The organism is Pseudomonas sp. PB3P13 (genome assembly GCF_054897735.1).
In genome coordinates this window covers 832,127-848,891 of sequence record NZ_CM142702.1, presented here as the reverse complement: position 1 = coordinate 848,891, position 16,765 = coordinate 832,127, and the positions used below count along the sequence as shown (strand labels likewise).

Sequence of the window (16,765 nt, the reverse complement as noted above, 5' to 3'; positions counted from 1 at the left end):
GCTCGCGATTGCCGATTGTCAGTCAACCAAGATGTTGAAGGTGATGGCCTGATCGCGAGCAGGCTCGCTCCCACAGGGGCCGATTCCAAACAGGGGTTTGCGTCGTCTGGTCGGGCCGGGCTTGCCCGCAATGAGGTTTTGTCTGAAACTGCGCACCTCGTCCTTCGCGGCGACCCTGGATCAGCAGACAGGGTAATCACTGAGCTGGCTAACCTGAACCCAACTTTCAGAGGAGCCGGCCAACATGCCTGCGACCCGCACCTGGTTAAAAAATCCCCTCGCCATTTTCACCGCCAACGGTCTCGATGCCCGTGGTGGTCTGGTTGTGCAAGACGGTTTGATCGTCGAAGTGCTCGGCGCCGGCCAGCAACCTTCGACGCCCTGTGGACAAGTCTTCGACGCCCGCGAGCATGTGATCCTGCCGGGCCTGATCAACACCCATCACCATTTCTATCAGACCCTGACCCGCGCCTGGGCGCCGGTGGTCAATCAACCGTTGTTCCCGTGGCTCAAAACCCTCTATCCGGTATGGGCTCGCCTCACTCCGGAAAAACTGGCACTGGCCACGAAAGTCGCGCTGGCCGAACTGCTGCTGTCCGGGTGCAGCACTGCCGCCGATCATCACTATCTGTTTCCGGAAGGTCTGGAGAATGCGATCGACGTGCAAGTCGAGAGCGTCCGCGAACTGGGCATGCGCGCCATGCTGACCCGCGGTTCGATGAGCCTCGGCGAAAAGGACGGTGGCCTGCCGCCCCAGCAAACGGTGCAGGAAGGCGAAGTCATTCTCGCCGACAGCCAGCGTCTGATCGCCGGCTACCATGAACGTGGCGAGGGTGCGCAGATCCAGATCGCACTGGCGCCGTGCTCGCCCTTCTCGGTGACTCCGGAAATCATGTCGGCCAGCGCCGACCTGGCGAATAAACTCGACGTGCGCCTGCACACACACCTGGCCGAAACCCTTGATGAAGAAGACTTTTGCCTGCAGCGTTTCGGCCTGCGCACCGTTGATTATCTGGACAGTGTCGGCTGGCTCGGGCCGCGCACCTGGCTGGCGCACGGTATCCATTTCAACCCTGACGAAATCGCTCGCCTTGGCGCTGCCGGCACCGGCATTTGCCATTGCCCGAGTTCGAACATGCGCCTGGCTTCAGGCATTTGCCCAACGCTGGACCTTACCGCTGCCGGCGCTTTACTCGGGCTGGGTGTCGACGGCTCGGCCTCCAACGATGCGTCGAACATGATGCTCGAAACCCGCCAGGCGCTGTACATCCAGCGCTTGCGTTATGGCGCGGACAAGATCACCCCGGAACTCGTTCTGGGCTGGGCGACCAAAGGGTCGGCGAGTTTGTTGGGGCGTACCGATATCGGCGAACTGGCGGTCGGCAAACAGGCCGACCTGGCGTTGTTCAAACTGGATGAGCTGCGCTTCTCCGGCAGTCACGACCCCGTGTCGGCACTGTTGTTGTGCGGCGCGGATCGGGCGGATCGAGTGATGATCGGCGGCAAATGGCGCGTGGTTGACGGCCAGGTCGAAGGACTGGATCTGAAAGGTTTGATCGCCGATCACAGCCAGGCCGCCCGGCAGCTGATCGCGGGCGCCTGACCCGCCGCGAAGCCTTCAAAGCCCCAACAGCGACAACATGATAAATGTCGCGAACAGCACAAAATGGGTCATCCCTTCGATGGCGTTGGTTTCGCCATCGTTGAGATTGATCGCGCTGACAATCAGCGTGATGAAGACCATCACCGTCTGCACCGGGGTCATCGCCATCTGGAACGGCTGACCGGTGTAAAGCGCCATCGCTTCCATTACCGGTACCGTAAGGATCACTGTCGACAACGATGCGCCCATCGCGATGTTGACCACGGACTGCATGCGGTTGGCCAATGCCGCGCGCAACGCCGTGAGGATTTCCGGCGCCGCAGAAATGGCCGCCACCAGAATCGCAGTGATCACCGGCGGAGCGCCCGTTCCTTCCAGCCCCAGATCGAGGGTCTTGGACATCACTTCGGCCAACGCACCGATGACCACCACGCCAAAGACTAATGTGCCGATGGAGAACGCGAGGCTGACCGGTTTCGGTTCATTTTCCACAGGCTCTTTCTTGCGGCGTTTTTCCGGGTAGCTGTAGCTGAAAAAATAGCTGTGCGGCCCGACTTGCATGCGCAGAAATAGCGCGTAGAGCACGACCATCGCGCCAATGGTAAACCCGGAATAGATCTTCCAGTTGGCCTGCGGAATGAACTCCGGCACCACCATCGACACGCCCATCGCTGTGAGAATCATCACGCTGTAACTGCGCGCCGAGTCGTCGTTGTAGGACTGTTCGCCGTGTTTGATGCCGCCCATCAACGCGGCGAGGCCAAGGATGCCGTTGATGTCGAGCATGACCGCCGAATAAATCGTGTCACGTACCAGCGTCGGCGACGCTTCGTTGCTCATCATGATCGCCAGGATCACCACTTCGACCAGTACCGCGGCGAGGGTCAAAATCATCGTGCCGTAGGGGTCCCCGACTTTTTCCGCGAGCAGTTCCGCGTGATGAGCGACGCGCATGGAGGCAGCCACGATAAAACCGATCAACACCAACCCACCCGCCAGCGCTACGACCTGACCGCTGTGCAGCAGCCAGTGCTCCAGTGGATAAGCGACGAATACGGCGAGCAGGGCCAACAGGAGAAATTTTTCTTGCTTGATGAGTGAGAGCATTGCGGGCCTTTTTGCCAAGTGGAGCGAACACGCTGTGATGAGCTACTGACTGCGGCGCGTCGCTAACGTTTCGTTACATCTTTTCGCACCAGTGGATGGCGGCCGTGTTCGGGCGTGCACTTTTATCGGTCTCAAGGGCCCCATCGCGAGCAGGCTCGCTCCCACAGGGGAATGCGATCCAATGTAAGAGCGAGTCTGCTCGCGATGGCCGCGCCACGGTTTAAGATTTTTGTTGTCCTGTTGGTCAGCTAATTGCATTGCTCCCGCCAACCTCAAAACAACACGGAGTTCGAATTCATGCATAACCGTCCGCTGAAGAAGCTGCTGGGCGCCGTCGTGGCGGCCATCGGTCTGAGCGCAGGCTTGACGGCCAGTGCCGCCGATCCGCTGAAAGTCGGCTTTGTCTATATCGGCCCGATCGGCGACCACGGCTGGACGTATCAGCATGAACAGGGACGCAAGGCACTGGCAGAAAAATTCGGCAACCAGATCACCACCAACTATGTGGAAAACGTTGCCGAGGGCGCGGATGCCGAGCGTGTGATTCGCAACATGGCCAAGGACAAATACGACGTGATTTTCACCACGTCCTTTGGCTATATGAACCCGACGCTGAAAGTCGCCAAACAATTTCCCAAGGTGACCTTTGAGCACGCCACCGGTTACAAGCAGGACAAGAACCTCGGCACCTACCTGGCGCGCACCTATGAGGGTCGATACGTCGGCGGCTTCCTCGCGGCGAAGATGACCAAGAGCAAAAAAATCGGCTATGTCGCCTCGTTCCCGATCCCGGAAGTGATCCGCGACATCAACGCCATCCAGCTGGCCTTGAACAAGTACAACCCCGGCACCGAAATCAAAGTGGTGTGGGTCAACTCGTGGTTCGATCCCGGCAAGGAAGCCGATGCCGCCAACGCGCTGATCGATCAGGGCGTGGATGTGGTGTTCCAGCACACCGACAGCCCGGCACCGATTCAGGCGGCCGAACGGCGCGGCGTGTTTGCCGTTGGCTATGCTTCGGACATGGCACATTTCGGGCCGAAAGCGGTGTTGACCTCGATCGTCAACGACTGGGCACCGCATTACATTCAGGCGACCCAAAGCGTGATCGACCACTCCTGGAAATCCCAGGATTACTGGGGCGGGTTGAAGGAAGGTACGGTTGAACTGCCGATCAGCGATCTGGTGCCAGCTGCCGTGAAGACCGAAGCCGAGCAGATCATCGCGGACATCAAGAGTGGTGCACTGCATCCTTTCACCGGGCCGATCAAGGATCAGGCCGGCGTCGAGAAAATCCCGGCCGGCGCGACGGCGAACAATGCGGAACTGGCTTCGATGAATTATTACGTCGAAGGCATGAAGGCTGATATTCCCAAATAATTCCCGAGCCGAACACAAAACCCTGTGGGAGCGAGCCTGCTCGCGATGAGGCCGTCACACCCCGCTGTCGCGAGCAGGCTCGCTCCCACATTCAAGGACTGCGCATGAACAGCCTACCCATTATCGACATCGCCCCGCTCTACAGTGATGACCCGCTCGCCTGGAAATCCGTTGCCGAACAGATCGACAAAGCCTGTCGCGAGTGGGGGTTTTTCTACATCAAGGGCCACCCGATCAGCGCCTCGCGCATCGACGCGATGCTCGACCACGCCCAACGCTTCTTTGCCCTGCCCTGCGATGAAAAGCTCAAGATCGACATCACCCAGACCCGCCATCATCGCGGCTACGGCGCCATCGCCACCGAGCAGCTCGACCCGAACAAACCCAGCGACCTCAAAGAAACCTTCGACATGGGCTTTCACCTGCCGGCCGATCACCCGGACGTGCTGGCGGAAAAACCGTTGCGCGGGCCCAATCGTCATCCTTCGATGCCGGGCTGGGAAGCGCTGATGGAGCAACACTACGTCGACATGCAAAGTCTCGCGCAAACCCTGTTGCGAGCGATGACACTGGCGCTGAACATTGAGCGCGACTTCTTCGACAAACGTTTTAATGAGCCGGTCAGCGTCCTGCGCATGATTCACTACCCGCCCCGCCACACCGCCAGCTCCGAAGAGCAGCAGGGTGCCGGGGCGCACACCGATTACGGATGCATCACCCTGCTTTATCAGGATTCGGCAGGCGGACTGCAAGTGCGCAATGTGCACGGTGAGTGGATCGATGCGCCGCCCATCGACGGTACGTTTGTGGTCAACCTGGGGGACATGATGGCGCGTTGGAGCAACGACCGTTACCTGTCGACGCCGCATCGAGGGTCAGCCCACTGGGGGTGGATCGCTATTCAATGCCGTTCTTTGCCGAGCCCCATCCCGACACCATTATCGAGTGCCTGCCGGGCTGTCAGGATCCAGAGCATCCGGCGAAATACCCCGCGACCACCTGTGCCGAATTCCTGTTGTCGCGCTTCGCCGATACTTATGCCTATCGACGGGAATCGCAGAATGCCTGAACCGGCTGGTCAGGTTTTGCCAATTGTTTCGGCGAGCACCTGTAGAATGCCCGCCATCTGCACCTGATGAGAAAAGAATATGTACGACTGGCTGAACGCCCTGCCCAAGGCAGAACTGCACCTGCATCTGGAAGGCTCGCTGGAGCCCGAGTTGTTGTTCGCCCTGGCTGAACGCAACAAGATCGCCCTGCCGTGGAGCGACGTCGAAACGCTGCGCGGGGCGTATGCCTTCAACAATTTGCAGGAGTTTCTCGACCTGTATTACCAGGGCGCCGATGTCCTGCGCACGTCGCAGGATTTCTACGACCTGACCTGGGCCTACCTGTTGCGTTGCAAGGCGCAGAACGTGATTCACACCGAACCGTTCTTCGACCCGCAAACCCACACCGACCGTGGTGTTCCTTTCGAAGTGGTGCTCAACGGCATCGCCGCCGCGCTGAAGGATGGCGAACAGCAACTAGGCATCACCAGCGGTCTTATCCTGAGTTTCCTGCGCCACTTGAGCGAAGAAGAAGCCGAGAAAACCCTCGACCAGGCGTTGCCATTTCGGGATGCTTTCGTGGCTGTCGGCCTGGACAGCTCGGAGATGGGCCACCCGCCGAGCAAATTCCAGCGTGTGTTCGATCGTGCCCGTGGCGAAGGTTTCCTGACGGTTGCCCACGCCGGCGAAGAAGGCCCGCCGGAGTACATCTGGGAAGCGCTCGATCTGCTGAAAATCCAGCGGATCGACCACGGCGTGCGCGCCATCGAAGACGAACGACTGATGCAACGGATCATCGACGAACAAATCCCCCTGACCGTGTGCCCGTTGTCCAACACCAAGCTTTGCGTGTTCGATCACATGTCACAGCACAATATTCTCGACATGCTCGAGCGCGGCGTGAAAGTCACCGTGAACTCTGATGACCCGGCGTACTTCGGTGGTTATGTCACGGAAAACTTCCATGCGCTGTACACCGATCTGGGCATGACCCAGGATCAGGCCAGGCGTCTGGCGCAGAACAGTCTGGATGCCAGATTGATCAAACCCTGGTAGCCGAGCGTTCCCGCGCTCGGACGCGGGAACGCAAAAATACCGGATGCAGGCCAGCGCGCGGGTTCGAACGACAGCCTATGCCATCTCGCGCTCGGTTTCCTTGGCGAAGCGGTGAATTTCCCGCTGTCCGGCCGCGGTAATTTGCAAGGCTCGGGAGTCGTTCGGCAAGCTCAACCAGCCCGACTGCATGAACAATTGCAGCAGCGCCGCACCCAATGACCCACCCATGTGTGGGCGTCTCTCGCTCCAGTCAGGACAGGCGCACGCAGCTTTGCTGCTGGTGTGCGCCAGGGCTTGAACGTACACACCGCGGCTGGCCAGTTGCGTGGCGCCTTTGAGGGTGATCGACACACGCCGGTCGAACTGTTCGATCCAGCCAGCATCCAGCAAACGCTGGTAGAGGTCTGCGGCGAGGGTGCCGCCCAGATGATCGTCGCAGAGCCGGGCGCGCAGCAATGAAGAAGGCGCGGCCTGAGGTTTGGCGATGGGAATGGGAGCGGTACGTCTGAACACGTCCGGGGTTTCCCGTGGCGTGCTGGCAATCGTTGCACTGGCCAACGCCTCGATGGCGGCGCCTATTTCCGGAGCAGCGAGCCGGAAGAAGCGCTTGCGACCGCGGGTTTCAACCTTAACCAGACCTCCGGCGGACAAACGCCCCAGGTGTGCACTGGCCGAAGAGGGTGAAAGCCTGGCCAGTAGCGCCAGCTCTTCGGTTTGTCGCGCCGAGCCATCCATCAAGGCCCACATCATTGCGCTGCGCTTTGGGTCAGCCAGCAACGTGGCAATCTGGCTGATGCAAGGTGCATGTTCCATGTATTCACTCCCTGTTGAATCGTTTCGTCTACTGCTCGGAGACATCTTGACCACTAATGCGCCAGCGGCCAAGACGCAGAAACCGCCGTTTATCGGGCAAAGCCATCGCCTACCCAGGCCAGCGCTTTGCAGCCAGTGCCAAGGATTTGCCGATCACCGTCGGAGCTTGTCGATCTTTCGTGGACGCGCCACGGTGAGCCCGGCAGTACGCACATGAGGCGGCCGATAGTATAAGCCTGTTGGCCGCCGGTTCCTGCCCTCGGCAAACCATGGGTGGTGATAGTTCCTGAGAGAAATTTCGCTATTTGCCTGCGACTAATGAGCAATCCTCGATAAAGTCGCGAACTGCCTGCTTAATAGAGCGCATCGGCTGGCAAGCATTTCCCGCAAAAGGTCCACAGGCTTACTCAACTGTGCGCGATGGGCGCACAGTACATTCAGCAAAGCACGCTCGCAGATCAGTTCCGGCCGTAATACTTTCAAGCCAACAATGGCGGCCGGCCGTATCCGAGAAGCTCTCGTCTTCAGTCCCTGGTTATCAAAAAGTAGTGAGGGAGACTGCTCTTTTAGCGGCTTTTAACTTGGGGTGAAATAGCTAATCATCCTGTCTCCCCCGAATCCACTCTCACTGTCGGAGCCGACCATGTCTCAAGCATTCACCGCCATCGCCACCCTGATCGCCAAACCGGGGCAGCACGAGGCCCTTGAACAGCACCTGCGCGCCCTTGTTGAACCAACCCGCGCCGAGGCCGGTTGTGGTCAATACGATCTGCATCAGGACCTGGCCAATCCGCTGGCCTTCTACATGATCGAACAGTGGAGCAGCGATGAAGCGCTGCAAGCCCACGATGCCAGTGCGCACGTTCAGAATTTCCGTGCCAGGGCCGGCGACTTTCTCGAACACTTCGAGCTCAAGCGCCTGCGCTCGGTGGCCTGATCCCTCTTCCATTACCGTCCAGGAATTCTTCATGAAAGCGATTGCCTATTACACGTCATTGCCGATCAGCGACGAAAAGGCCCTGCAAGACATCGAGCTGCCGGCGCCGGTTGCCGGGCCGCGCGATCTGCTGGTGGAAGTCAAAGCCATCTCGGTCAACCCGGTGGATACCAAGGTTCGTCAGAACGTCCAGCCAGAACAAGGCACCGCGAAGGTGCTGGGTTGGGATGTCGCCGGTGTGGTCAAGGAGGTCGGCCATGAAGTGACCTTGTTCAAGGCTGGGGACAAGGTGTTTTACGCCGGTTCCATTGCCCGTGCCGGGGGCAACAGCGAGCTGCACGTGGTGGACGAACGAATTGTCGGCCACATGCCCAAAATCCTTGGTTTTGCCGAAGCGGCCGCCCTTCCCCTGACCGCGATCACCGCGTGGGAACTGCTGTTCGAGCGTCTGCAGGTCCGCGAAAATAAGGCTGACGAAGGCCAGAGCCTGCTGATTGTGGGTGCTGCCGGCGGCGTCGGTTCGATCCTTACCCAGTTGGCGCATCAGTTGACCGGGCTGAAGGTGATCGGCACCGCTTCGCGCCCGCAAACCCAGAGCTGGGTTCGTGAGCTCGGCGCCGACCTGATTATCGACCACAGCCAGCCACTGAGCGTGGAGCTCAAGCGCGCCGGCGTCGAACAGGTAACGCATGTCGCCAGCCTGACCGAGACCGGGCATCACCTCGATCAACTGGTGGAAGCACTGGCACCGCAAGGCAAGCTGGCATTGATCGACGATCCCAAGTCACTGGACGTGACCAGGCTCAAACGCAAGAGCCTGTCGCTGCACTGGGAATTCATGTACACCCGCTCGCTGTTTGAAACGGCGGACATGATCGAGCAGCACAAACTGCTCAATCGCGTGGCGCAGTTGATCGATGCAGGCATATTGAAGACGACGGTCGGCGAACATTTCGGAACGATCAACGCCGCCAACCTGCGACGTGCACATGAACTGCTGGAAAGCGGCAAGTCGAAAGGCAAGATTGTGCTCGAAGGATTCTGAGGATCAAAAGATCACGGGCTTCGCCAGTTCCTACGGATGTTTCGCACAATTGGGTCCATAGGAGCTGGCGAGGCCTGCGATCTTTTGCCGTCAGTCCGAAGGTTGACCGCTGTCACAATTGCATGAGTATTCGGGTCTACAATCGAAGCCTCTGCAAGGCAATCTTTTACGCAAAGGAGGTCAGCAATGAAGATCCTGATAAAAGAATTGGCAAAATCCCAATGGCAGGTCCGTCTGGGTCAGCATTGCGTGACATTTCGCAGCGAAGCCGAAGCTCGAGCGTTCACCCGCACCCTTGAAGCGCGCCTGCACGCCCCTCATCAGTTTCCCGACCAGCAGCGCGTCGCCGGCTGAGGTTCTCCCTAAACCTGAGCCTGAACCAGCGCCCGGGCATTCTGCAAACGCCGGGTGAGCATCGCCGCGCTCACCACCAGAATTGCACACAGGCTGATGACCATGGCCATCGGCACGGCCGTGCCGTCGTATAAAAATCCCACCAGCCAGGCCGCGCCGGCAGCGACACTGAATTGCAGGCAACCGAGCAGCGCCGACGCGCTACCCGCACGCGCACCCTGCCCGTTCATCGCGCAGGCCGAGGCATTGGGAAGAATGCATCCCAGGCTGGCCATGCAGATAAACAACGGCACCAACAGCGGCCACAGTTGTTCGGTGTGCAGCGAACTGACCGCCAGCAGCGTCAAGGCGGCCCCCAGGTAAACCCACACCGCGCGCACCAGCAAAAATGCCGGACCACGCTTGGCCAGCATCCGCGCATTGATCTGCGCCACCAGAATGAAACCCGCGGCATTGATGCCGAACAGCCAGCCGAAGTGTTCGGCCGGCACCCCGTAGAGTTTGATGAAGACATAGGGCGAACCCGTGATGTAGGCGAACATCCCGGCGATGGCGATGCCGCCGGTCAGGGCATGGCCGAGGTAAATCGGGTCGGATAACAGGCGTCCATATTGCCGCAGCGCACCAGACAGCGGCTGGCGTGGCGCATTGGCTGGCATGCTTTCCGGCAACCCAAGCGCAACGGCCAGCGCCGCCAGCGCACTGAAACCGGTCAGCGCCAGGAAGATCGATTGCCAACCCGTCGTGTTCACCAGCAACCCGCCCAGCATTGGCGCAAGAATCGGCGCCAGGCCCATGACCAGCATCAGTTGCGAAAAGACTTTGGCGGAGCCCACCGCATCGCATTTGTCGCTGACGATTGCCCGCGAAATCACCATCCCGGCACAACCGCCCAGCGCTTGAATGAACCGCGCCGCGATCAGCCAATCGAGATTGGGCGCATAGGCGCACGCCAGGGACGCAGCGGTGAAGAGACCGACGCCCACCAGCAACGGCATCCGTCGCCCGAAGCGATCCGCTACCGGTCCGTAAAGCAGTTGACCGATCGACAAGCCCAGGAAATAAGCCGCCAAGGTGAGTTGAACGTGTGCTTCATCGGTGCCGAACGCCAGCGCCATGGTCGGGAATGCTGGCAGATAGAAATCTATCGCCAGCGGCCCAAATGCGCTCAAGGCGCCTAGTATCAAGATGGTACGGAAGTTCATCGGGTATCCAGTGGGACAATCAGCAGCCCCCTAGTCTAGCTGCGCCGAGACGCCTTGAACATCCGATAGGTCGCTAACTATTAAATCCCGTTGAATACAATGACGAGGAATGCACGCGCGAGCGTGCTCCCACCGGATCGATGTTCGGCTCAGCCGACTTTGGCCTCGTAGCCTTCTTCAGTGATCGCTGCAATCACCTGGTCCACCGTGAGCGCGCTCTCGACGCCGACTTCCTTTGCCGCCAGATCGACTCGCACGCTGGCCGCTGGATCTTTTGCTTGCAGCGCCAAAGTGATGGCTTTTACGCAATGCCCGCATGACATACCTTGAACGTTGAATACCTGCATGAAATGACTCCTTTGATGAGGTTGCGTCCAGTGTCGAGCTTGCCACCATGGCAAGGTCAAGTTCTGCCGTGAACGGCCGGGCTGGCAATCGGCGCCACACTCGGCCAAGCTGCGTGCATCAATGACTCGATATCAGGAGATTCAGCCATGCGCTGGTCAGCTTTCAGCCTGTTTGGCTTTCTCAGCCTCTTCGCCGCTGCGCCCTCCGTCAATGCTGCTCCGGTGGATTACGGCGTGCTGATCATTTCCCGCGAGCGCCTGGAGGTCTCGACCCATTGCGAAATCGGTGTGTACATCCAGGACCAGTTGTCGGCGCGGCTGTTCCAGGAACAGAGCACGTCGTTCAACCTGCCGCCGGGCAGCGTCTCGCTGCGCCTCAAGTTGCTGCCGGGTCAGGCACCGGGTTGCAATCCCGGTATGCTCGCGCCGGGTTCGCAGACCATCACGCTCAAGGCCGGGGACGTGTTGAAATTCAGGATCGCGATGACGCAGGAAGGCATGTATTTGAAGCCCGCTGTACTCGAATACTGATCTACGGCCACTTGTCGGGACAAGCTTGCTTCTACAGCGCTCTGCGGCGCTTTGATTTTTTGCGCTTGACCTTGCCAGCATGGCAAGGTTGATCCTGTGGGTATCTACTACAGGGAGCGCGACCGATGTCCGAATCCACTACGTTCAACCTGCCGATTGCCGGCATGACCTGCGCCAGTTGTGCCGGACGTGTCGAGCGCGCCCTGAGCAAAGTCAGCGGCGCCAGCGCGGTCAGCGTCAATCTGGCCACCGAGCAGGCCCGTGTCCAGGCGCCCGGCGGCAGCCTGCCGGCATTGATGGATGCCGTGGAACAGGCCGGTTACAGCGTACCCCGGCAACGTCTCGAATTAAGCATCGACGGCATGACCTGCGCTTCCTGCGTCGGGCGAGTGGAACGTGCGCTGGCCAAGGTTTCAGGGGTGAAAAGCGTCAGCGTCAACCTGGCTAACGAACGTGCCCATCTCGAATTGCTCGGCCAGGTCGATCCGCAGACCCTGATCGCCGCTGTCACCAAAGCGGGCTACAACGCCAGCGTGTGGGAAGTCGAACATCCGCAAGCCGATAATCAGCAACGCCGTCTGCACCGTGAGCGCTGGATGTTGATCTTGGCGATTGCCCTCGCCCTGCCGCTGGTGCTGCCGATGTTGCTGCAACCGTTCGGTGTGCACTGGATGCTTCCCGCGTGGGCGCAGTTCGCGTTGGCCACCCCGGTGCAGTTTATCTTCGGCGCGCGTTTTTACGTGGCGGCATGGAAAGCGGTCCGCGCCGGGGCGGGCAATATGGACCTGTTGGTCGCCTTGGGCACAAGCGCCGGTTATGGCTTGAGTCTTTACGAATGGGCCACCGCCGCCGGTCGCATGCCGCATCTGTATTTCGAAGCTTCAGCGGTGGTGATTGCTCTGGTGCTGCTGGGCAAATATCTGGAAAGCCGCGCCAAACGTCAGACCGCCAGCGCCATTCGCGCCCTCGAAGCACTGCGCCCGGAACGTGCGATTCAAGTGATCGATGGCCGCGAACAGGACGTCGCGATCAGTGCGTTACGCCTCGACGATCTGGTGGTGGTAAAACCTGGCGAGCGTTTTCCGGTGGACGGTGAGGTGGTTGAAGGTCGCAGCCATGCTGATGAAGCGCTGATCAGTGGCGAAAGCCTGCCTGTGCCCAAGCAGCCTGGGGATAAAGTCACCGGGGGCGCAATCAACGGCGAAGGTCGGCTGCTGGTGCGCACGCAGGCGCTCGGCGCAGAAACGGTGCTGGCGCGGATCATCCGCCTGGTGGAAGACGCGCAATCGGCCAAGGCGCCGATCCAGAAATTGGTGGATAAAGTCAGTCAGGTGTTCGTGCCGACCGTTCTGCTGATCGCATTGGCGACGGTGATCGGCTGGTGGCTGTACGGAGCACCCCTCGAAACGGTGCTGATCAATGCCGTCGCAGTGCTGGTGATCGCCTGCCCGTGCGCCCTCGGTCTGGCCACGCCAACCGCAATCATGGCCGGCACCGGCGTCGCGGCGCGCCATGGCATTCTGATCAAGGACGCCGAAGCGCTGGAACGCGCCCATGAAGTCAGTGCGGTGGTGTTTGATAAAACCGGCACGCTCACCTCGGGCACGCCGCGCATCGCCCATCTGAGTGCAATCGATGGTGACGAAAGCACGTTGTTGCAAATGGCCGGGGCGTTGCAACGCGGCAGTGAGCATCCTTTGGCCAAGGCTGTGCTGGACGCTTGCGCAGAACGCGGTTTGATCGTTGCCGATGTTCGCGACAGTCAGTCGCTGACCGGACGCGGCATCGCTGGCAGCCTTGACGGGCGACGGCTTGCGCTGGGCAATCGTCGCCTGTTGGAAGAAAGCGGTTTGAGTGCCAGTGAGCTTGCCGAGTACGCCAGCACATGGGAGACCGAGGGCCGGACATTGTCATGGCTGATCGAGCAAAGTCCCACACCGGCGGTGCTCGGATTGTTCGCTTTCGGTGACACATTGAAAGACGGCGCGCTGCAAGCCGTTCTTCAACTGCGCCAGCGCGACATCACCAGCCATTTGCTGACGGGCGACAATCGCGGCAGCGCCCGAGTGGTCGCCGAAGCGCTGGGCATCGAGGATGTTTACGCACAAGTGCTGCCGGCGGATAAAGCCGCCACGGTCGCGGCGCTGAAGAAAACCGGCGTGGTCGCGATGGTCGGCGACGGCATCAACGACGCACCGGCGCTGGCGGCGGCGGACATCGGCATTGCCATGGGCGGCGGCACCGATGTCGCGATGCACGCAGCCGGGATTACCCTGATGCGCGGCGATCCTCGACTGGTGCCGGCGGCGCTGGAAATCAGCCGCAAGACCTACGCAAAAATCCGGCAGAATTTGTTCTGGGCATTTGTCTACAACCTGATCGGCATTCCGCTGGCGGCGTTTGGCTTTCTCAATCCGGTGCTGGCCGGTGCGGCGATGGCGTTGTCGAGCGTGAGCGTGGTCAGCAATGCATTACTGTTGAGAACCTGGAAACCCAAGGACCTGGAGAACAACCGATGAACATTGGCCAAGCGGCTCGGGTGAGCGGACTCAGTGCGAAGATGATTCGTTATTACGAGTCGATCGGGCTGCTCAAGGCGGCTCCTCGCACCGGCAGCGGTTATCGGGTGTATGGCGAGGATGATTTACACACGCTGGCCTTCATCAAGCGTTCTCGGGATCTGGGGTTTTCACTGGAGGAAGTCGGCAAGTTGCTGACCCTTTGGCAGGATCGTCAACGGGCGAGCGCGGACGTAAAAGCGCTGGCTCGCCAGCATATCGAGGAACTGAACCAGAAGATCCGCGAGCTCGGGCAACTGCGCGACACCCTGCAGGATCTGGTGGAGCACTGTCAGGGTGACCATCGTCCGGATTGTCCGATTCTGAAAAATCTTGAATCGGGGTGCTGTGCTGAGCCGGTGTGAGCCCGACCGATAAAAAAACCCGGCCGAAGCCGGGTCGTTTTCAACCAGTCACTGCATCCAGGGTGGAGGCGGTTCTTCGGTTTTGCCCGGTGGCGCATCGTCCGCCGCGCGTACCGCTTGCTTGCGTTCTTCATCCAGGCGAGCCGCCTCGATTTCGCGCATGATGCCGCCGACATCGGCCAGCTCTTCCGGCTCGTCGAACACACCGGTCAAGACACTCGCCGGGTGCAAGGTCCCGGCCTCGTACAGCGCCCACATCTCTTTGGCATAGCGGGTTTGCTTCAACTCCGGCGCGAACCGGCCGAAGTACGACGCCATGTTGCCCACGTCCCGCTCAAGCATGCTGAAGGCATGGTTGTTGCCCGCCGCGTCGACCGCTTGCGGCAGGTCGATGATGACTGGGCCGGTCGGGGTCAGCAGTACGTTGAACTCGGACAAGTCGCCGTGCACCAGACCGGTACACAACATCAGCACGATCTGCGAAATCAGAAACGCGTGATATTCGCGCGCCTCGTCCGGCTCCAGCACCACGTCGTTCAAACGCGGCGCGGCATCGCCGTATTCGTCGGCCACCAATTCCATCAACAGCACGCCTTCGAGGAAGTCGTACGGTTTCGGCACCCGGACACCGGCACCGGCGAGACGGAACAACGCCGCCACTTCAGCATTCTGCCAAGCGTCCTCGGTTTCTTTCTTGCCGAATTTCGAGCCCTTGGCCATCGCCCGAGCCTGCCGGCTGTTGCGCACCTTGCGGCCTTCCTGATATTCGGCCGCCTGACGGAAACTGCGTTTATTAGCCTCCTTGTAGACCTTCGCGCAACGTAACTCGTTGCCGCAGCGCACCACATAAACAGCTGCTTCTTTACCACTCATGAGTGGGCGCAGCACCTCGTCGACCAGACCGTCCTCGATCAGGGGTTCAATGCGTTTTGGAGTCTTCATCAGCTTTTATTGTGGGTCCTTTATTACCAAACACGCGAAAGTCATTCGTTATACGGCAATCTGCTCAATCGGGGGAGGGGGTGCCGACCTATGAACGCTCCGAGGGGAACAGTAAACACACATGTGCCGTGTTTTTCGATACGCCCTGCCCATGTCATTCGACCGACGGAGATCACCCAGTGGAATCAGCGCTCAATAATCGCGGTGACGCCCTGCCCGCCCGCCGCACAGATCGAGATCAACCCTCGGCCCTTGCCGGCAGCGTCGAGCAATTTGGCCAGGCTGGCGACAATGCGTCCGCCTGTAGCGGCAAATGGATGCCCCGCCGCCAGTGAACTGCCTTTGACGTTCAGCCGCGTGCGGTCGATGGAACCCAGCGGCCCGTCAAGACTCAATCGGGTTTTGCAGTATTCGGGATCTTCCCAGGCCTTGAGAGTGCACAACACCTGCGCGGCAAATGCTTCGTGGATTTCGTAGTAATCGAAGTCCTGCAAGGTCAGGCCATTGCGCGCCAGCATACGAGGCACTGCGTACACCGGCGCCATCAACAGGCCTTCCGCGCCGTTGACAAAATCCACCGCCGCCGCCTCGCCGTCGCGCAGGTAAGCGAGGATCGGCAAGCCGCGCTCCTTCGCCCATTCCTCGCTGCCGAGCAGCACTAGCGATGCACCATCGGTGAGCGGCGTGGAGTTGCCGGCGGTCAAGGTGCCCTTGGCGCCTTTGTCGAATGCCGGCTTCAGCGAGGCAAGTTTTTCCAGGGTCAGGTCGGGGCGTAGATTGTTATCGCGGGTCAGACCCAGGAACGGCGTGATCAAATCGTTATGCCATCCTTCGGTGTAGGACGCAGCCATTTTCTGATGGCTTTCGAGAGCGAGCTGGTCCTGCTCGCCGCGCGTGATGTTCCAGGTCTGCGCCATCAATTCGCAATGTTCGCCCATGGACAAGCCCGTGCGCGGCTCGCCGTTGCGCGGGAATTGCGGGACGAGATGGCCTGGCCGCAGCTGCAGAAACGTTTTCAGTTTGTCTGCAGTCGTCTTGCCGCGATTGGCTTGCAAGAGGATTTTACGCAGGCCTTCGTTAATGCCGATCGGCGCGTCGGACGTGGTGTCGACGCCGCCGGCAATGCCGCAGTCGATCTGGCCGAGAGCAATTTTGTTCGCCACCAGCAGCGCGGCTTCAAGGCCGGTGCCGCAGGCTTGCTGAATATCGTAGGCGGGTGTGGTCGGCGACAGCCGCGAGCCGAGCACGCATTCGCGGGTCAGGTTGAAATCGCGGGAATGCTTGAGCACGGCGCCTGCCGCCACTTCGCCCATGCGCTCACCGTGCAGGTTGAACCGCTCGATCAGGCCTTCGAGCGCGGCCGTGAGCATCGCCTGGTTGCTGGCGGTGGCGTAAGGCCCGTTGGAGCGGGCGAAGGGAATCCGGTTGCCACCGATGATTGCGACGCGACGCAGCTGAGTCATAAAAGCTCCT

At 60.2% G+C, this 16,765-nt stretch carries 15 protein-coding genes and 2 pseudogenes; 10 read left to right on the top strand and 7 right to left on the bottom strand.

Annotated features, from left to right (window positions below; translation table 11 throughout):
* Positions 1 to 244: 244 nt before the first annotated feature.
* Entirely contained in the window at positions 245 to 1,603 is a 1,359-nt protein-coding gene (locus ACYZT1_RS03815; RefSeq protein ID WP_462017745.1) for an 8-oxoguanine deaminase, read from the top strand.
* 15 nt (positions 1,604 to 1,618) lie between these two features.
* Here ACYZT1_RS03815 and ACYZT1_RS03810 read toward each other — a convergent pair whose 3' ends face one another.
* Positions 1,619 to 2,710, bottom strand: a complete 1,092-nt coding sequence (locus tag ACYZT1_RS03810) for a calcium:cation antiporter (protein WP_462017744.1) — start codon at positions 2,708 to 2,710, stop codon at positions 1,619 to 1,621.
* Positions 2,711 to 3,007: 297 nt separating this feature from the next.
* On the opposite strand from ACYZT1_RS03810, the gene ACYZT1_RS03805 reads away from it, so the two are divergent.
* From ACYZT1_RS03805 to ACYZT1_RS03795, 3 genes and pseudogenes are all read left to right on the top strand, one after another.
* The gene (locus ACYZT1_RS03805; protein WP_462017743.1) at positions 3,008 to 4,090 is read left to right on the top strand and encodes a BMP family ABC transporter substrate-binding protein; all 1,083 of its coding nucleotides are present in this window, start codon (positions 3,008 to 3,010) and stop codon (positions 4,088 to 4,090) included.
* 104 nt (positions 4,091 to 4,194) lie between these two features.
* Positions 4,195 to 5,159, top strand: a pseudogene (locus ACYZT1_RS03800) (2-oxoglutarate and iron-dependent oxygenase domain-containing protein).
* Between the two features lie 79 nt (positions 5,160 to 5,238).
* Positions 5,239 to 6,195 carry an adenosine deaminase gene (locus ACYZT1_RS03795; RefSeq protein WP_462017742.1) on the top strand — a complete coding sequence of 319 codons (957 nt, stop codon included), beginning with the start codon at positions 5,239 to 5,241 and terminating at the stop codon, positions 6,193 to 6,195.
* Between the two features lie 75 nt (positions 6,196 to 6,270).
* On the opposite strand, the gene ACYZT1_RS03790 is transcribed toward ACYZT1_RS03795, so the two are convergent.
* Together ACYZT1_RS03790 and ACYZT1_RS03785 are read right to left on the bottom strand one after the other, a co-directional pair.
* On the bottom strand, positions 6,271 to 7,008 hold the full coding sequence (locus ACYZT1_RS03790; protein WP_462017741.1) for an ArsR/SmtB family transcription factor: 738 nt from the start codon (positions 7,006 to 7,008) through the stop codon (positions 6,271 to 6,273).
* 315 nt (positions 7,009 to 7,323) lie between these two features.
* Positions 7,324 to 7,491 (bottom strand): annotated as a pseudogene (locus tag ACYZT1_RS03785) (LysR family transcriptional regulator); the annotation flags it as partial.
* Between the two features lie 160 nt (positions 7,492 to 7,651).
* Between ACYZT1_RS03785 and ACYZT1_RS03780 the strand changes: the two are divergent.
* From ACYZT1_RS03780 to ACYZT1_RS03770, 3 genes are all read left to right on the top strand, one after another.
* Complete coding sequence (locus ACYZT1_RS03780; RefSeq protein WP_462017740.1) at positions 7,652 to 7,945, top strand: putative quinol monooxygenase; 294 nt, start codon at positions 7,652 to 7,654, stop codon at positions 7,943 to 7,945.
* 31 nt (positions 7,946 to 7,976) lie between these two features.
* Positions 7,977 to 8,990 carry a zinc-binding alcohol dehydrogenase family protein gene (locus tag ACYZT1_RS03775; protein WP_462017739.1) on the top strand — a complete coding sequence of 338 codons (1,014 nt, stop codon included), beginning with the start codon at positions 7,977 to 7,979 and terminating at the stop codon, positions 8,988 to 8,990.
* 186 nt (positions 8,991 to 9,176) lie between these two features.
* Positions 9,177 to 9,344 carry a hypothetical protein gene (locus tag ACYZT1_RS03770; RefSeq protein WP_462017738.1) on the top strand — a complete coding sequence of 56 codons (168 nt, stop codon included), beginning with the start codon at positions 9,177 to 9,179 and terminating at the stop codon, positions 9,342 to 9,344.
* An 8-nt stretch (positions 9,345 to 9,352) separates the two neighbouring features.
* Here ACYZT1_RS03770 and ACYZT1_RS03765 read toward each other — a convergent pair whose 3' ends face one another.
* Together ACYZT1_RS03765 and ACYZT1_RS03760 are read right to left on the bottom strand one after the other, a co-directional pair.
* Complete coding sequence (locus ACYZT1_RS03765; RefSeq protein ID WP_462017737.1) at positions 9,353 to 10,549, bottom strand: multidrug effflux MFS transporter; 1,197 nt, start codon at positions 10,547 to 10,549, stop codon at positions 9,353 to 9,355.
* Between the two features lie 149 nt (positions 10,550 to 10,698).
* Entirely contained in the window at positions 10,699 to 10,896 is a 198-nt protein-coding gene (locus tag ACYZT1_RS03760; RefSeq protein WP_462017736.1) for a cation transporter, read from the bottom strand.
* Positions 10,897 to 11,043: 147 nt separating this feature from the next.
* Between ACYZT1_RS03760 and ACYZT1_RS03755 the strand changes: the two genes are divergently transcribed.
* From ACYZT1_RS03755 to cueR, 3 genes are all read left to right on the top strand, one after another.
* Positions 11,044 to 11,427: a hypothetical protein gene (locus tag ACYZT1_RS03755; RefSeq protein WP_462017735.1), complete on the top strand. Its 384-nt coding sequence runs from the start codon at positions 11,044 to 11,046 to the stop codon at positions 11,425 to 11,427.
* Positions 11,428 to 11,552: 125 nt separating this feature from the next.
* On the top strand, positions 11,553 to 13,946 hold the full coding sequence (locus ACYZT1_RS03750; RefSeq protein ID WP_462017734.1) for a heavy metal translocating P-type ATPase: 2,394 nt from the start codon (positions 11,553 to 11,555) through the stop codon (positions 13,944 to 13,946).
* Positions 13,943 to 14,350 (top strand): Cu(I)-responsive transcriptional regulator, encoded by a 408-nt coding sequence (gene cueR, locus ACYZT1_RS03745; RefSeq protein ID WP_462017733.1) that lies wholly within the window; start codon positions 13,943 to 13,945, stop codon positions 14,348 to 14,350. The genes ACYZT1_RS03750 and cueR overlap by 4 nt, the downstream gene beginning before the upstream one ends.
* A gap of 48 nt (positions 14,351 to 14,398) precedes the next feature.
* On the opposite strand, the gene ACYZT1_RS03740 is transcribed toward cueR, so the two are convergent.
* Both ACYZT1_RS03740 and ACYZT1_RS03735 read right to left on the bottom strand, forming a co-directional pair.
* On the bottom strand, positions 14,399 to 15,292 hold the full coding sequence (locus tag ACYZT1_RS03740) for a PA4780 family RIO1-like protein kinase (protein ID WP_462017732.1): 894 nt from the start codon (positions 15,290 to 15,292) through the stop codon (positions 14,399 to 14,401).
* Between the two features lie 185 nt (positions 15,293 to 15,477).
* Positions 15,478 to 16,755, bottom strand: coding sequence for an acetyl-CoA C-acetyltransferase (locus tag ACYZT1_RS03735; RefSeq protein WP_462017731.1), 1,278 nt, complete (start codon positions 16,753 to 16,755; stop codon positions 15,478 to 15,480).
* Positions 16,756 to 16,765 lie beyond the last annotated feature (10 nt).

Bases quoted from the DNA above. Each gene is read 5' to 3' on its own strand.
- ACYZT1_RS03815 (WP_462017745.1), top strand. From the start codon at position 245: ATGCCTGCGACCCGCACCTGGTTAAAAAATCCCCTCGCCATTTTCACC.
- ACYZT1_RS03810 (WP_462017744.1), bottom strand. From the start codon at position 2,710: ATGCTCTCACTCATCAAGCAAGAAAAATTTCTCCTGTTGGCCCTGCTC.
- ACYZT1_RS03805 (WP_462017743.1), top strand. From the start codon at position 3,008: ATGCATAACCGTCCGCTGAAGAAGCTGCTGGGCGCCGTCGTGGCGGCC.
- ACYZT1_RS03795 (WP_462017742.1), top strand. From the start codon at position 5,239: ATGTACGACTGGCTGAACGCCCTGCCCAAGGCAGAACTGCACCTGCAT.
- ACYZT1_RS03790 (WP_462017741.1), bottom strand. From the start codon at position 7,008: ATGGAACATGCACCTTGCATCAGCCAGATTGCCACGTTGCTGGCTGAC.
- ACYZT1_RS03780 (WP_462017740.1), top strand. From the start codon at position 7,652: ATGTCTCAAGCATTCACCGCCATCGCCACCCTGATCGCCAAACCGGGG.
- ACYZT1_RS03775 (WP_462017739.1), top strand. From the start codon at position 7,977: ATGAAAGCGATTGCCTATTACACGTCATTGCCGATCAGCGACGAAAAG.
- ACYZT1_RS03770 (WP_462017738.1), top strand. From the start codon at position 9,177: ATGAAGATCCTGATAAAAGAATTGGCAAAATCCCAATGGCAGGTCCGT.
- ACYZT1_RS03765 (WP_462017737.1), bottom strand. From the start codon at position 10,549: ATGAACTTCCGTACCATCTTGATACTAGGCGCCTTGAGCGCATTTGGG.
- ACYZT1_RS03760 (WP_462017736.1), bottom strand. From the start codon at position 10,896: ATGCAGGTATTCAACGTTCAAGGTATGTCATGCGGGCATTGCGTAAAA.
- ACYZT1_RS03755 (WP_462017735.1), top strand. From the start codon at position 11,044: ATGCGCTGGTCAGCTTTCAGCCTGTTTGGCTTTCTCAGCCTCTTCGCC.
- ACYZT1_RS03750 (WP_462017734.1), top strand. From the start codon at position 11,553: ATGTCCGAATCCACTACGTTCAACCTGCCGATTGCCGGCATGACCTGC.
- cueR (WP_462017733.1), top strand. From the start codon at position 13,943: ATGAACATTGGCCAAGCGGCTCGGGTGAGCGGACTCAGTGCGAAGATG.
- ACYZT1_RS03740 (WP_462017732.1), bottom strand. From the start codon at position 15,292: ATGAAGACTCCAAAACGCATTGAACCCCTGATCGAGGACGGTCTGGTC.
- ACYZT1_RS03735 (WP_462017731.1), bottom strand. From the start codon at position 16,755: ATGACTCAGCTGCGTCGCGTCGCAATCATCGGTGGCAACCGGATTCCC.